The sequence below is a fragment of the Rhizobium sp. 21-4511-3d genome (assembly GCF_053522545.1).
On record NZ_JBNWCF010000006.1, the window covers coordinates 186,257 to 200,578 of the forward strand.

Consider the following 14,322-nt stretch of genomic DNA (forward strand, 5'->3'; position numbering starts at 1 on the left):
GGGATAGACGGATACCGGGATGGAGCAGATAACCGAGAACACGGCTCCACGAGCCGATTCAGGCCAGATCTCGATCGAGGCCCGAGTGAGCGATATCGTCCGGCTGGGCATCATCGCGCTCTTTGCCTATTGGACGATGGTGCTCATCGCGCCGTTCCTGCTGATCGTGATCTGGTCGGCCATCCTGGCGGTCGCCCTCTATCCATTGTTCGCGACCGTGTCGCGGCTGATCGGCAACCGGCCTGTCATCGCCGCAATCGTCATCGTCATCGGTTGCCTGGTGTTGATCATCGCGCCGCTGGCGCTCGTCGCCGTGAATTTCGCCGACACGGTACAGGGCCTGATCGGCAAGCTATGGTCCGGCAACTTCACCCTGCCTGCCGCCCCTGAAGCCATCAAGGCATGGCCCCTCGTCGGCGAACGGCTGCATGAGTTCTGGAACCAGGTCTCCGGCGATCTCGCCTCCACCATCATCAAGTTCCAGGCGCCGATCCGCGAGGTGATGGGCGTTGTCGTCACCAAGCTCGCCTCGATCGGCGGCGGCGTCCTGAGCTTCGTCGTCTCGGTCATGCTCTCCGGGCTGTTCCTGACGCGCTCGGCACGTCTCGCCTCAGCCGTTCAGGTGCTTGCAAACCGGGTCGCCGGCGAAAAGGGTGTGGGATTTGCCCGGCTGGCCGGGAATACCGTGCGCAACGTCTCGCGCGGCGTCATCGGCGTTGCCTTCCTGCAGACCCTGTTATGCGGCCTCTGCTTCGTGATCTTCGGCGTTCCCGCCCGCGGCGCGCTCACCTTCCTGGTCTTCATGTTCTGCGTCATGCAGATCGGGCCGGGACTGGTGATCCTGCCATTGATCATCTGGGCTTGGTTTTCCTGGCCGGCGGGGCTGGCGCTCGTTTTCACCTGCGTGGCGGTGCCGATCACCCTCGTCGATAATGTGCTGAAGCCGATCCTGATGTCGCGCGGTCTCTCGACGCCGATGCCCGTCATCCTGATCGGCGTCATCGGCGGCACGCTCTCGCATGGTCTTCTGGGGTTGTTCCTCGGACCGGTCATCCTCAGCGTCTTCTATGAGCTGCTGCGCGCCTGGGCCTGGCCACCGGCCGAGCCGGAGAATGCGGCCACGGATCCGGTCGTCGGCCTGCATGGGCAGCTGGAGCGGAACCTCTAGGTTCAGCGCTCGGTACAGTAGACGACGATCTCCTGCTCGATTTCGCGGCATATCTGCTCGTATTCGGTCACGAGCTTCTCTTCCCTTGGCCACTGATTGCGGAAGCGGTCGAGCGCATCGACAGCCAGATCGTAGGCTTCGAACATCTCCCCGAGCGCCTCGCTGCTGACACCCGCCAAGAGATGACGGATGTCGGGCAGTCGTAGCATCAGTTTTCTGCGGCCGCGTTCTCGGCTCATGGATCAGCTCCGCGTTCAACGCACTCCCCGTGCATCTAATACGAAGCCAACAAGGCATCAGATCGTTCCCCGCGATCACAAAAATGTATCAATCCGGGACCGAAGAGGTCAAAGACATATCCCTATTCGGGCAAAGCCGTCTGCTGGAAGAATGTCACGGTTGCAATATCCGGCGGCCCGAACCAGGTGGTGAAGAGCGCCGGGAAATCCTGTGCGGCATAGGTCTGGCTCAGCGCCCGGTCGACGGCAGCGCGGAAATCTTCGTCACCCCGCGCCAGCTCGAGGCCGAGCGGTTCGAAGGTGAAATAGCGCTGGATGACGATCAGGTTGCCTGAATTGTCGCTGCGGGCCGCCGCATCCATCAGGAGCGGCATATCGCCGAAGAGGACAGCCGAGCTTCCGTCCAGCACGCGCGTGATCCCCTCCTGATAGTTGGCGACCGCTGTCGCCGTCGCCGCGAGCTGGAAGGTCTTGATCCTCTCCGAAAGCCAGCTCTCGCTGGTGCTTCCGGCAATCGAGGAGAAGGTCTTATGCTCGAGGATCGTTCGCGCAGGAGATCCGCGCCAGACCGGCCGGTCGGAGGGCTGTCCATATTGCAGCACCTCGCGCAGCGCCAATGGCGAACTGGCGCTGAGCAGCGCGCCCGTGCCGCTCGGGAAGATCGGCAGTGAAAAGGAAACCACCTGCCGCCGCGTCAGCGTCACCGGCTCGGCGCCGCAGACGATATCGGCAGCACCGCTCTGGATCGCCTGCGTCTTCGCGTCGCCGGCAAGCGAGACCCATTCGACGTCGAGCTTCTCAAGCTGCAGCTGCGTCTTCAGGCTGTCGGCGATCTTGTTGCAGAGGGCCACGGCATAGCCATCCGGCTTCCCCTGCCCGCCGTCGAAGGAGAATGGCCTGGCATCCGGATCGTAGCCGAGCTTGAGCGCGCCGCTCGACTTGACGCGGTCGAGCGTCTGGGCCGAAGCCGGAGCGGCAATCGCCAGCGCGGCGGCAGCCGCTGCCAAGGAGATGGCGGCAAGCGCCCAACGGGGATTCTGTCCTGACATGTCTGGTCCTCCCGCTATTGGCCGGCCGGGACGCGGTTCGCGCCGGTGGCGAAACGCGGGGCAATCAGGCCGTAGATGATGAAGCCGATACCTGTGACGATCATACCGCCGAGCACCGCATCCTTGCCGGAGGCGTAGATCGCAAAGACGCTATAGGCCATGCCGATGATCACAACCGTCGCATTCAGCCGGAATTTCGACTGCGGCACGCCCGCAGCCTTCATCATCACGAACAGGGCCGAAAGCGAAATGATGTAGGGCAGCACATTGGTGACCACCGCGAGATTGACGAGCGCCGAGAACTGCTCGCTCAGCGTCGGCGATATGGTCATCAAGGCAAGGCCGGTTTGAACGATACCAAGGACGATCATTCCGGGGACCGGAGCGCCCATCTCGTTGACTCGCTTGAAGATCGACGGAAACATCCGCTCTTCGGCCGCCGTGCGCGCCGTCTGCGCGATCGTGAACTGCCAGCCGAGCAGCGATCCGAGGCAGGCGAGTACCGCAAGCGCCATGATGATCGAGCCGATCGTCGGGTTGAACATCGTGGCATAGGCGAGCGCGAACGGACCGGTCGAGCTTGCGAGATCCGCATTCGGAACGATGCCCTGGATGACCGTCGTCGACAGGATGTAGATGACGGCGGCCCCGAGCGTGCCGAACATGCAGGCGAGCGGCACGTCCCGTTTGGGATTTTCGACGGCATCCGAGTTCTGCGCGGCCGATTCCATGCCGAGGAAGGCCCAGAGTGTGAGCGAAATGCTCGATCCCATACCCTGCGCGATGCTCAATCCCTTCGGGTTCCAGGCGGCGGCGAAGGTGCTCGAGCTGAACCACAGCCAGCCGATGATCGACAACAGCCCGACCGGAATGATGACGCCCCAGACCGTGACCGAGCCGATGCGCCCGGTGATGCGCGGCCCGCCGAAATTCGCGGCCGTTGTCAGCCACAGAAGCACGATCAGCGCCAGGCAGGTCATGACGGGCGTCGAGGTCAGCACCGGGAAGAAGCCGGCGAGATAGCCGACCGCTGAGATGCCGATCGCGACATTGCCGACGGCAAGCGACAGGAAGTACAGGAAGAAGACCATGAAATAGCCGTCCTTCCCGTAGGCATCCTCCGCGTAGGCGGACATGCCGCCCGGCCGCTGGTTGAACAGCCCCGCCTGCGCGAAGCCATAGGCGATCGCCATCGAGCCGACCGCCGTTACCAGCCAGGAAAGCAGAGAGATCGCGCCGACCTGCGCCATGTTGGCCGGCAGCATGATGATGCCGGATCCCATCATGTTGACGGCAACGATGAAGGACAGCTGCACCAGATTCATCTTCTTCTTGGCCGTCGTTTCGGCTGCAAGATGCATTGTGTTGTCGGTCATGATGACATCCTCCCGTCTCCGCTACTCGCGCACGACATAGGTGTAGAACTTGATCCGCCCGTCGACCCGCTCCTGGAACACGCCCTGGACCTCGTAGTTGAAGCCGGGAAAGCGGTTGAAGGATTCCTCGAAGGCCAGGAAATAGTCGCGCATCGGGCGCGCCCGCTCGTCCCAGCGCTCGCCCGGCACGATGACGCCGATACCCGGCGGATAGATCAGCGCCAGCGTCGCCGAGATGCGCCCGGCCGCCTCTGTCAGCGGCACATAATCGACATTGTTGGCGACAAGCGCCTCATAGGCGAGCTTCGGCGGAAGTGCCGGCTCCGGAAAGCTCTCGGAGCGGAAGCAGAGCCGCTGCAATTGCTTGACCCCGGCCTGACGATAGAAGGAGTGCATCTCCTTGCAGACCTGGCGGACACTGTAGCCCTTGTAGCGCTCGCGATTGGCAGCAAATACCGTCGGCAGCACTTCCTGCAGCGGCGCATCGCGGTCCCAGAGGTTCTTGAACTTCACCAGCTTGGCGATCAGCGTGTTCAGCTTGCTCTCGTCCTCCGCCGGCGTCATCAGGAAGAGCAGGCTGTTCAGATCGCATTTTTCCGCCACCACCCGCTGTTCGCGCAGGTAGTTGGCAACGACGGTCGCCGGGATGCCGAAGTCGCGATATTCACCGGTCTTGCGATCGATCCCCGGGGTGAGCAGCGCCAGCTTGTTGGGATCGACCATCGTATAGCCGGGCGCATAGCCGGAATAGCCATGCCATTTCGCCTCCGGATCGAAGCGCCAGCATTGCTGTTCGCGCTTCAGCACATCGGTCGGGATATCCTCCCATAGCGTTTCCGCGAGGTCGCTGGTGTGCTTCGAGCCCGATATCGACACCTTGTCCGGTACGAAGGGATCGAAGAACCATTGCTCCTCGGCGTCGCCGGCCTTCGTCTCGTAGTGGTGCACGAAGCCGCGCAGCTTCTTGCGGGCCTCGATACCGAGTTCGATGCAGCGGTCCCACAGCATTTCGCCAGCCTTGCCCTCATGCACCTTGGCATTGACGTCGAGCGAGGCGAAGAGCGGATAGAAGGGTGAAGTCGAGACATTCATCAGCAGGGATTCGTTGAACCGCTTGTGTTCGACGAACCGGCGCTGGCCGCTGATATGTTCGTCCCGCTTGTGGATCTGCGAGGCCTGCGAAAAGCCCGCTCCCTGCTTGTGCACCGACTGGGTCGAGAACAGGCCGGGCATGTCGGGCCGAAGGTCTGTCAGCCGCATCGGGCTATGTCCCTCGAACAGCGGATGGAAGGCGTTGTAGCCGATCCAGGCCTCGTCCCAGAGAACGTAATCGCAGAGATGGCCGATCTTCTCCATCACCTGGCGCACGTTGTAGATCGTGCCGTCATAGGTGCAGAGCTGGATGCAGGCGAGCCGGAACGGCCGGTCGGCGCGGGCGCGGCTCTTGTCCTGCACCAGCGGATGCGCCTCGATCCGCTGCCGCAGAGCGCCCTCGTCCCAGGCCTCCCAGTCGACGGCGCCGATCATGCCGAAGGAATTGCGGGCCGTCGGCAGATAGACAGGAATGGCGCCGGCCTGCACCAGCGCGCCCTGATGCAGCGACTTGTGATTGTTGCGGTCGAACAGCACGAGATCGCCCGGCCGCAGCACGGCATTGGCGACGACCTTGTTGGAGGTGCTGGTTCCGTTCAGGATGAAATAGGTGCGGTCGGCGCCGAAGATGCGGGCCGCCTGCTTCTGTGCTTCTGCCGCGGGTCCCTCATGGATCAGGAGATCGCCGAGATCGACATCGGCATTGCAGAGATCGTTGCGAAAGATGCTTTCGCCAAAATATTTGAAGAACAGCTGCCCGGCCGGTGATTTCCGGTAGAACTGCCCGCCCTGATGGCCGGGGCAATCGAAGGCGATATTCGCCTCGCCGTCATAGGCCATCATGCCGCCGAAGAATGGCGGCAGCAGCGACTTGCCGTAATTGTAGAGGCTTGAAATGACCTGCTTGGCATAGAAGGCTGGCGTCTGCTGGCCGAGATAGACGAAGCCATCGACCTCACCCGCCATCTCGACGACATCCATATCCGAGATCGTCAGCGTATCGGCCATTGCCCAGATCGGCGTGCGAAAGCCGATCTCCCTGACGGAACGCAGGAAGCGCCGTGCATCGGGCAGCCTTCCGCCTTCCACGGAGCCGACATAGGCACCCACCGAGGCATCCTCGGAAACATCGGCGGAATAGTCGTCGCGCAGCTCCACCTCGAAATTCTCGGCCGCTATCTGCGCGACCAGCTCCTGGACCTGCGGATTGCCGCCATCGGCGACGATCACCACCTTCAGCATCTTGTGAAAGGGGATGGCGACGGTCGGAGATTTGACATCGCGCGGGATCATTGTTCCGGTCCTTCTGCAATGCAATCGACGAGATAGCGCCGGCCACCGTCGGCAGGCGCAAAACGCAGGCCGTGGATATCGGTCTCGAAGCCCGGAAACTTGCGGTCGAATTCGCGGGCATAGAGCAAGTAGTCCTGGATCGACTTGGTCGCCGGCGTGATGCGCTCGCCGGGCATGATCAGCGGAATGCCGGGCGGATAGGGAACGATCATCACCGCAAGCATGCGGTTCATGAGATCATCGATCTCGACGCTCTCGATCTTCCCCTTGACGAGCCGGTCATAGGCATCGGCGGGCCTCAGCGCCATATCGGGCAGCACCGTATACATCTCGCGCTGCGCCTTCGGCACGTCGTCCTTGCGATAGACCGCATGGATCTGCTCGCAGAGATCCCTGAGGCCCATCTTGCCATAGGCTTCCGGATGGGCGGCGGCGAGCGCCGGCAGCGCCCGCGTCAGCGGCGCATTGGCGTCGTAGAGATCCTTGAAATTGATGAGCTCGGTGACGAGCGTGCTCCACTTGCCCTTCGTGATCCCCATCGAGAACAGCACGAGGAAGGAATAGAGCCCGGTCTTCTCGATCTCGATCCGGCGGGACGAAAGGAACTTGGTGACGACGGCGGCCGGTATGCCGTGTTCCTGCATGGCGCCGCTGGCGGAAAGGCCGGGCGACAGGATGGTGACCTTGATCGGATCGACCATCACATGGTTTTCGGCGAGCCCCGCAAACCCGTGCCAGGCTTCGCCGGGCCTCAGCACCCATTCGGCGTGATTGTCGCTCGGCGTATGTTCGGCAACGGTCGGCTCCCAGACCTTGAACCACCAGCCTCCCGCCGTCTGCGTCCTCACCGAATGCATGGCTCGGCGAAAGCTGATCGCCTCGTCGATCGTCTCCTGCACCAGCGCCCGGCCCGCCGGCTGCTCCATCATCGCGGCGGCGACGTCGCAGGAGGCGACGATGCCATATTGCGGCGAGGTCGAGGTGTGCATCATGAAGGCTTCGTTGAAGCGCGTCACGTCGAGACGCTTGCTCTCGGCATGCTGGATATGGATCATCGAGGCCTGCGAGAGCGCCGCCAGCAGCTTGTGGGTCGAGTGCGTGGCAAAAGTGATGGCGCTCTTCGAGCGGGCCGGCTGCGTCGACGAGATGCCGTGGAAGCCGTCGTAGAACTCGTGGAAATTCGCATAGGCATACCAGGCCTCGTCGAAATGCAGCACCTCAACCGCATCCCCGAGCGACTCCTTGATGGCATCGACGTTGTAGCAGAGCCCGTCATAGGTCGAGTTGGTGATCACCATCAGCCGCACCTTGCCGCTCGTCTGACCGGCGAAGGGGCTGGCCGCGATCTTGCGGGCGATGGCTTCGGGGGTGAACTGATCCTTGGAAATCGGCCCGATGATGCCGAGGCCGTTGCGCGACGGTGTCAGATAGATCGGCGTCGCGCCGGTCATGATCAGCGAATGCAGGATCGACTTGTGGCAGTTGCGGTCGCAGAGCACGAGATCGCCGCGGCCGACCATGCCATGCCAGACGATCTTGTTCGCCGTCGATGTGCCGCCGACCACGAAGAGCGTTTCGTCAGTGCCGAAGATGCGTGCCGCATTCCGCTCGCCCTCGGCGATCGGCCCGACATGATCGAGCAGCGAGCCGACACTGCCGACCGACACCGAAATATCGGATCTCAGCGTGTTCTCGCCGAAGAAGGAGTAGAAGAGCTGCCCGACCGGGCTCTTGCGGAAGGCGACGCCGCCGCCGTGACCGGGCGTATGCCAGGAATAGGCGCCCTCGAGCGTGTATTCCATCAGCGCCTTGAACATCGGCGGCGGCAGCCGGTCGAGATAGGTGCGTGCCGCCTGCACGATGGCGCGGGCCATGAACTCCGCGGAATCCTCGAAAAGCCGCATGAAGGCATTGGCGTGCCTGAGCACCGCGGTCGGAACGTCCTCGGCCGTCGTGTCGTCGCCGAACAGGAAGATCGGCAGCCGGTCGTTCTTCTGGCGCTTGGCGCTCAGAACCTCCTCCAGCACCCGCCAGCGCGTCGTCCGGTCCTCGGCGCCATCAACGGAGACGAGCCAGCAGGATTCGGTATTGAACACATGCACGAGGCGGCGGGCATCGTCGTAGGAAATGCCCGAGACGATGCGGAACCCCTCCCGCTCGATCGCCGCTGCGAGATCGCGCATGCCGCGCCCGGCCGCGCTCTTGCCGTCAAAGTCCTCGTCGATAACGGCTACCGGAAATGCCTGTTGGAATTCCATGCGCCCCTCCAAAGCCTGGACGGCTGAGCTATTTCGCCATGGGAGGAGATCGTACACACCGGGGGGATGAGCGTCGTTGATTGCAATCAAGACGCGACCGAAAGAGGCCGGTGGCTCTATTCGGCCCATTCCGTATCGGCGGTAAAGGCAATCGTCAGCCAGCGGTTGGCGCTTTCATCGCCGATCGCATCGCCGATCTCGTCGCGCAGCGCATCCCACTGCTCGATCGTCCTCGCCGGCAGGCCTTCGGGCACGATGAAATAGAGCTCGATCTGCGTCGCCCGGCCGACGCGCGCGACATAGGCGCGATGGGAAAGGAAGCCGAGCCGCTGCACGATCTCGGAAGCCACCCGATCGACATGGTCTTTCAAGTCGACCGGAGCGATCAGCAGGATTTCGGTCAGCGCCCGCCGGACCGTGCCGATCGGAAGCGGGATCATGACGAGGCAGACGAGTGCGAGCACGGCCGGATCCAGATAGGCGGCAATCCAGGCAATCGACGTCGCCTGCACCGCCATGCCGGCGAGGAACGCAATCAAGAGCGCAAGAGCAATACCGCCCGACATGATCCAGGCCTTGATGTCGAGCGAAACGAAATCGGATTTGATGCGCCGGTTTAGCCTGATGCCTGAGAAAGCCATGATGGCACAGACGACCACCGTCGAGGCTGAATAGAAGACCGCCATGCCGAAATGCAGCTCGTGTCCACCATTCAGGATGCTGATGATGGCGCTGATCAGCGCGTAGACACCGACCGTCATCAGCAGGCAGCCGTTCAGCATCAGCACGATCGGCTCCAGATGCCAGAAACCCATGGTGAAGCGGTTGCGGATACGGCCGGAGCGGGCGTCGCTCTTGGTCGAGTCGATGATCAGGCTCGAGACCCAGAGCGCCAGTCCGGTCATCGCCGCGTCGGCCAGCGAATAGACGCCATCGAAGGCGATCGAGAACGATCCCGAGAGAATGCCGAAGACCACGCCGAGCGTGGCGACGACGACGGTGGCCGCGATCGAAATTCTGAGAAAACCCTGTTCGCCCATCCTCTTCCGCCCTCCGGACCAGATCACTCTTGCGCTTACTATAGAGGCTAGCCCGCCAGCGGCGACTACGCATTGATCCGAATTGCGGGCGCCAATTTTTGCAACGACAATCGCGCCTCGAAGGCAAAACCCCTTGGGCCATCGGCTCAAGCGGAGCTCGGGAGGGACGGCATGACCAGCTCATCTGACGGTAAAAGCCTCGGACTCGCCGCCTGCACCGCGATCGTCGTCGGCAACATGGTGGGCTCCGGCTTCTACCTCTCGCCGGCCGCGGTCGCCCCCTATGGCAATCTCGCCATCCTCGTCTGGATCATCATGGGCGCTGGCGCCATCTGCCTCGGCCTGACGTTTGCGCGCCTGGCGAGCCTCGTTCCGGCGGTTGGCGGACCCTACGCCTATACGAGGCTCGCCTATGGCGACTTCGCCGGTTTCCTGATCGCCTGGGGCTACTGGATCTCCATCTGGACGTCGTTGCCGGTCATCGCCATTGCCTTTACCGGCGTCATCATCGATCTCTTCCCGGCGCTCGGCAATCGCGTGACGGGGACGATCCTGACGCTCGGGGTGATCTGGACGATCGTGCTCGTCAATCTGCGCGGCGTTCACGCCGCCGGGCTCTTCGCCCAGGTGACGACCTATGCCAAGCTGCTGCCCTTCGGCGCCGTCGCCATCATCGGCCTCCTCTTCATCGACACCTCGCATTTCGCCGACTTCAATCCGAGCGGCCAACCACTGCTGCAGTCGATCGCGACGCTCGCGCCGCTGACGATGTTTGCCTATCTCGGCCTGGAATCGGCGACCGTTCCTGCCGGCGACGTCCAGAATGCCGAGCGGACCATTCCGCGCTCGACCGTGCTCGGCATTTCCATCGCCGCCATTCTCTATGTGCTCGGTACCATCGTGGTGATGGGGCTGGTGCCGCGCGAACAGCTCATCCACTCCGTCGCGCCGTTCTCGCAGGCAGCCGGCATCATGTGGGGGCGTCCGGGCGAACTGGCGATCTCGCTTGCGGTCCTGCTCTCGTCGATCGGGGCGCTGAACGGCTGGACGCTGCTAATGGGTCAGGTCCCGATGGCCGCCGCCCGCGATGGCCTGTTCCCGCCGCTCTTCTCGCGGCTCTCCTCCCGTGGCGTTCCGGCCTGGGGCATGATGGTCTCGGCCTCCCTGGCGACGATCCTGGTGCTGGTCCAGGCGATCGGTTCGGAGGGCTTTGCGGCTGCCTACAAGCTGATGGTCGGCTTGAGCACCATGGCCGCCGTCGTTCCCTATGCCTTCTGCGCTCTTGCCGGCAGCCTCGTTGCCGGGGCGACACAGGGGAGGATGCCGCGTGTCACGGTGATCGAGCTCATCGCCTTCATCTTCGCGATCTTCACGCTCTATGGCTCGGGCGCCGAGCCGGTGCTCTACGGCCTCGTCCTCTTGATGCTCGGCATCCCCGTCTATGTCTGGCAACGGCGCAATGGCCGCGAAACCGTCAGCCAAACGAAAACGGCGCCAGGTGCAGCAACGCACCCCGCCGTTTCCGGATAGTCTCTCGCTGACGCTATCAGCCGTGCCAGGTCAGACCGGCAAAGCCCGTATTGATGATCGTTCCGCGATCGCCGCGCACCATCCCGGCGATATCAGCCAGCGATCCGATGGCGGCCGTTTTGCCGCTGGTGCGGGCAAAGTGACTGGCGGCCTCCACCTTCGGCCCCATGGAACCGGCAGGGAAGGAAAACTGCTCGAGATCATCGGGGCGCACCCGGTGGATCGCCTTCTGCGAGGGCTTGCCCCAATCGATACAGACGGCTTCGGCATCGGTTGCCATGACCAGGAGATCGGCGCGCAGCTCGCGCGCCAGAAGCTCGGAGCAGAGATCCTTGTCGATGACGGCCTCGACGCCGATCAGTTTGCGATCGGCGCCCTTCTCGTACATCGTCGGAATACCGCCGCCTCCGGCGCAGATGACGATCGTGCGTTGCTCCAGAAGCCAGCGGATCGGCCGGATCTCGAAGATGCGCTTCGGCGCCGGCGAGGCGACGACCCGTCGCCATTTGTCGCCATCCTGCTTGAAGACCCAGCCCTTCTCCCCGCGGATACGATCCGCCTCGCCCTTGTCATAGACCGGCCCCACGAATTTTGTCGGGTTCTGGAAGCCGGGATCGCCAGCATCCACCTCGACCATCGTCAGCAGCGTTGCAAGCGGCTGCTCGAAGGGAAGGAGGTTGCCGAGCTCCTGCTCCAGCATATAGCCGATCATACCCTCGGTCTCGGCGCCGAGAACGTCGAGCGGATAGGCTTCCTCCGGCTTGTAAGCCGCCCCCTGCAGGGCGAGCAGCCCCACCTGCGGGCCATTCCCGTGAGTGATCACCACCTCATGTTCGGCGGCGAGCGGCGCGATGGCCTGAGCCGCGACGCGGGCGTTGCGCCGCTGGGTGTCCGCGGTCATGGCTTCCCCGCGCCGGAGAAGCGCATTGCCACCGAGTGCTATGACGACACGCATGCTCAATCCCCCAGGGTCGCGACGAGCAGGGCCTTGATCGTGTGCAGGCGGTTCTCCGCCTGCTCGAAGGCAACGTTCGCCTCGGACTCGAAGACATCGTTGGTGACTTCAACCCCGTTGGTCATGCCGTAATCCTCGGCGATCTGCTTGCCGAGCGTGGTTTCGGTATCATGGAATGCCGGCAGGCAATGCATGAACTTGGTCTGCGAATTGCCGGACGCCTTCATCAGATCGGTATTGACCTGATAGGGCGTCAACAGCTTGATGCGTTCGCGCCAGACCTCCTTCGGCTCACCCATCGATACCCAGACGTCGGTATGGATGAAATCCACGCCTTTGACGGCCTCCTTGGGATCCTCGGTGACCAGCAGCTTGGCGCCCGAGGCCTGCTGAAGATCCTTGGCGATCTTCATATATTCCTCCGACGGCCACAGCGACCTCGGCCCGCAGATGCGTACATCCATGCCGAGCAGGCAGCCGACGATCAGCAGCGAATGCCCCATATTCGAGCGGGTATCGCCCACATAGGCATATTTGATATCGGCGATCGGCTTGTCGCTATGTTCACGCATGGTCATGACGTCCGCGAGCATCTGCGTCGGATGATACTCGTCCGTCAGTCCGTTGTAGACGGGCACGCCGGCATAGCGTGCCAGCGTCTCGACACCGCGCTGCGCCGCGCCGCGATATTCGATCGCGTCATACATGCGGCCGAGAACACGCGCCGTATCCTTGAAGGATTCCTTGTGGCCGATCTGCGAGCCGGACGGGTCGAGATAGGTGACGTTCGCACCCTGATCGGAGCAGGCCACCTCGAAGGCGCATCGCGTCCGCGTCGAGGTCTTCTCGAAGATCAGGCAGATCTCCTTGCCCTTCAGATGCTGCTGCTCGGTCCGGGCATATTTCGCCCGCTTCAGATCCCGGGCGAGATCGAGGAGATAGCGGAATTCCCGCGAGGTATAATCCTGCACGGTCAGAAGCGAACGATTACGCAGATTGAAGCTCATGGTCTTGCTCCGTCGGTCTGTTCGTGGATGAAGAGGGTCATTAGGCCGGGTCACGCCAGATCGGGCATGTCATGCAATGCCCGCCGCCGCGCCCGCGCCCGAGTTCGGCGCCGCGAATGGTGATGACCTCGACACCGGCCTTACGCAGAAGCGTGTTGGTGTAGGTGTTGCGGTCATAGGCGACGACGACGCCGGGCTCGAGGGCGACGACATTGTTGCCGTCGTCCCATTGCTCGCGCTCGGCCTGATAGGAATTGCCACCCGTCTCGACGACGCGCAGCTTCGGCACCTCAAGCACCTCGGCGACAACATCGAGCATCGGCCGGTTTTCGGGGCGGATCTCGAAAGTGCCGTCGTCGCCCTTCGGATACATGCTGTAGCAGCGGATCTGATCGACGACCTCGGCAAACAGCGTGACGACATCGCGGTCGCAGAAGCTGAAGACCGTATCGAGATGCATCGCCGCCCGGCTTTTCGGCATCAGGCAGCCGATGACGCGCTTGGCGGCCTTGCTGCGAAACAGCGCCTGGGCCACCTGGCCGACGGCCTGATAGGTGGTGCGCTCACCCATGCCGATCAGCACGGTGCCATGGCCGATCGGCATGACATCGCCGCCTTCGAGCGAGGCATTGGCAAACTGATCGTCCGAATCCCCCCACCAGATCTGGAAATTGGCACCCTTGAAGAAGGGGTGGAACTTGTAGATCACCCGCTGCAGCAGGGTCTCGGCGCGGCGTGCCGGCCAGAACATCGGATTGCAGGTGACGCCGCCATAGATCCAGCAGGAGGGGTCGCGCTGGAACAGCGTGTTCGGGATCGGCGGGATGACGAAGTCGCTCGCCGGCAATGCACTGAGCATCAGGGCCTTCGCCTTCACATCGGGAAGATCGGAGATCGCGATGCCGCCGATCATGACGGCGGCGAGCTGGGCGGCCGGCATTTCGTCCAGCCAGGGCCGCATCGCCTCGGCGACCTGCGAACCGATGACATTCGGCGTGATGCGACGGTCCAGCACGAAGGCGCGGGCCTGCTCGTTGGCAAGCGTCTGCGCGAGCAGGTCATGGAGTTCGAGAACCTCGACGCCGCGCTCCTGCATCTTCAGGACCATGTCATAGTGGTCCTTCTGAGCCTCGTGCACCCAGAGCACGTCGTCGAAGAGCAGGTCATGGCAATTTGCCGGCGTCAGCCGTTGATGTGCGAGCGATGGTCTGCAGACCATGACGGTCCTGAGCTTTCCCACCTCAGAATGAACACCGAAACCACGCATGCGGGTCCTCCTTCCAGCCATCGGGATGGCGGCCGCGCCGCCGGTTTC

The 14,322-nt window shown here is 63.0% G+C and carries 11 protein-coding genes; 2 read left to right on the forward strand and 9 right to left on the reverse strand.

The features are described 5' to 3' along the window. The first annotated feature begins 19 nt into the window (after positions 1–19). The gene (locus ACQZ5H_RS15285) at positions 20–1,168 is read left to right on the forward strand and encodes an AI-2E family transporter (protein ID WP_449098225.1); all 1,149 of its coding nucleotides are present in this window, start codon (positions 20–22) and stop codon (positions 1,166–1,168) included. Between the two features lie 2 nt (positions 1,169–1,170). Here the strand turns inward: ACQZ5H_RS15285 and ACQZ5H_RS15290 are convergent, their stop codons facing one another. The 6 genes from ACQZ5H_RS15290 to ACQZ5H_RS15315 all read right to left on the reverse strand — a co-directional run bounded on the left by ACQZ5H_RS15290 (position 1,171) and on the right by ACQZ5H_RS15315 (position 9,515). Next, entirely contained in the window at positions 1,171–1,407 is a 237-nt protein-coding gene (locus ACQZ5H_RS15290; protein ID WP_112711157.1) for a hypothetical protein, read from the reverse strand. 122 nt (positions 1,408–1,529) lie between these two features. Further along, on the reverse strand, positions 1,530–2,456 hold the full coding sequence (locus ACQZ5H_RS15295) for an amino acid ABC transporter substrate-binding protein (RefSeq protein ID WP_449098226.1): 927 nt from the start codon (positions 2,454–2,456) through the stop codon (positions 1,530–1,532). 14 nt (positions 2,457–2,470) lie between these two features. Beyond that, positions 2,471–3,832, reverse strand: coding sequence for a putrescine-ornithine antiporter (gene potE / locus ACQZ5H_RS15300; RefSeq protein WP_449098227.1), 1,362 nt, complete (start codon positions 3,830–3,832; stop codon positions 2,471–2,473). A gap of 21 nt (positions 3,833–3,853) precedes the next feature. After that, on the reverse strand, positions 3,854–6,217 hold the full coding sequence (gene speC, locus ACQZ5H_RS15305; protein ID WP_449098228.1) for an ornithine decarboxylase: 2,364 nt from the start codon (positions 6,215–6,217) through the stop codon (positions 3,854–3,856). After that, positions 6,214–8,475 carry an Orn/Lys/Arg family decarboxylase gene (locus tag ACQZ5H_RS15310; RefSeq protein WP_449098229.1) on the reverse strand — a complete coding sequence of 754 codons (2,262 nt, stop codon included), beginning with the start codon at positions 8,473–8,475 and terminating at the stop codon, positions 6,214–6,216. Before ACQZ5H_RS15310 ends, speC begins: the two co-directional genes overlap by 4 nt. 116 nt (positions 8,476–8,591) lie before the next feature. Further along, on the reverse strand, positions 8,592–9,515 hold the full coding sequence (locus ACQZ5H_RS15315) for a cation transporter (RefSeq protein ID WP_112711162.1): 924 nt from the start codon (positions 9,513–9,515) through the stop codon (positions 8,592–8,594). Between the two features lie 171 nt (positions 9,516–9,686). Between ACQZ5H_RS15315 and ACQZ5H_RS15320 the strand changes: the two genes are divergently transcribed. Continuing rightward, complete coding sequence (locus ACQZ5H_RS15320) at positions 9,687–11,045, forward strand: amino acid permease (protein WP_449098230.1); 1,359 nt, start codon at positions 9,687–9,689, stop codon at positions 11,043–11,045. Between the two features lie 16 nt (positions 11,046–11,061). On the opposite strand, the gene arcC is transcribed toward ACQZ5H_RS15320, so the two are convergent. From arcC to arcA, 3 genes are read right to left on the reverse strand one after another with little or no spacing between them, the layout of a single operon-like run. Beyond that, the gene (gene arcC, locus ACQZ5H_RS15325) at positions 11,062–12,000 is read right to left on the reverse strand and encodes a carbamate kinase (protein WP_449098231.1); all 939 of its coding nucleotides are present in this window, start codon (positions 11,998–12,000) and stop codon (positions 11,062–11,064) included. Between the two features lie 2 nt (positions 12,001–12,002). After that, complete coding sequence (locus tag ACQZ5H_RS15330; protein ID WP_449098232.1) at positions 12,003–13,007, reverse strand: ornithine carbamoyltransferase; 1,005 nt, start codon at positions 13,005–13,007, stop codon at positions 12,003–12,005. Between the two features lie 40 nt (positions 13,008–13,047). Further along, on the reverse strand, positions 13,048–14,274 hold the full coding sequence (gene arcA, locus ACQZ5H_RS15335; RefSeq protein WP_449098233.1) for an arginine deiminase: 1,227 nt from the start codon (positions 14,272–14,274) through the stop codon (positions 13,048–13,050). Between the last annotated feature and the right edge of the window lie 48 nt (positions 14,275–14,322).

What these genes read in the sequence shown, in the direction of transcription:
- ACQZ5H_RS15315 (WP_112711162.1), bottom strand. Translation starts at nt 9,515, where the DNA reads ATGGGCGAACAGGGTTTTCTCAGAATTTCGATCGCGGCCACCGTCGTC.
- arcC (WP_449098231.1), bottom strand. Translation starts at nt 12,000, where the DNA reads ATGCGTGTCGTCATAGCACTCGGTGGCAATGCGCTTCTCCGGCGCGGG.
- potE (WP_449098227.1), bottom strand. Translation starts at nt 3,832, where the DNA reads ATGACCGACAACACAATGCATCTTGCAGCCGAAACGACGGCCAAGAAG.
- ACQZ5H_RS15285 (WP_449098225.1), top strand. Translation starts at nt 20, where the DNA reads ATGGAGCAGATAACCGAGAACACGGCTCCACGAGCCGATTCAGGCCAG.
- ACQZ5H_RS15310 (WP_449098229.1), bottom strand. Translation starts at nt 8,475, where the DNA reads ATGGAATTCCAACAGGCATTTCCGGTAGCCGTTATCGACGAGGACTTT.
- ACQZ5H_RS15330 (WP_449098232.1), bottom strand. Translation starts at nt 13,007, where the DNA reads ATGAGCTTCAATCTGCGTAATCGTTCGCTTCTGACCGTGCAGGATTAT.
- ACQZ5H_RS15290 (WP_112711157.1), bottom strand. Translation starts at nt 1,407, where the DNA reads ATGAGCCGAGAACGCGGCCGCAGAAAACTGATGCTACGACTGCCCGAC.
- arcA (WP_449098233.1), bottom strand. Translation starts at nt 14,274, where the DNA reads ATGCGTGGTTTCGGTGTTCATTCTGAGGTGGGAAAGCTCAGGACCGTC.
- ACQZ5H_RS15295 (WP_449098226.1), bottom strand. Translation starts at nt 2,456, where the DNA reads ATGTCAGGACAGAATCCCCGTTGGGCGCTTGCCGCCATCTCCTTGGCA.
- ACQZ5H_RS15320 (WP_449098230.1), top strand. Translation starts at nt 9,687, where the DNA reads ATGACCAGCTCATCTGACGGTAAAAGCCTCGGACTCGCCGCCTGCACC.
- speC (WP_449098228.1), bottom strand. Translation starts at nt 6,217, where the DNA reads ATGATCCCGCGCGATGTCAAATCTCCGACCGTCGCCATCCCCTTTCAC.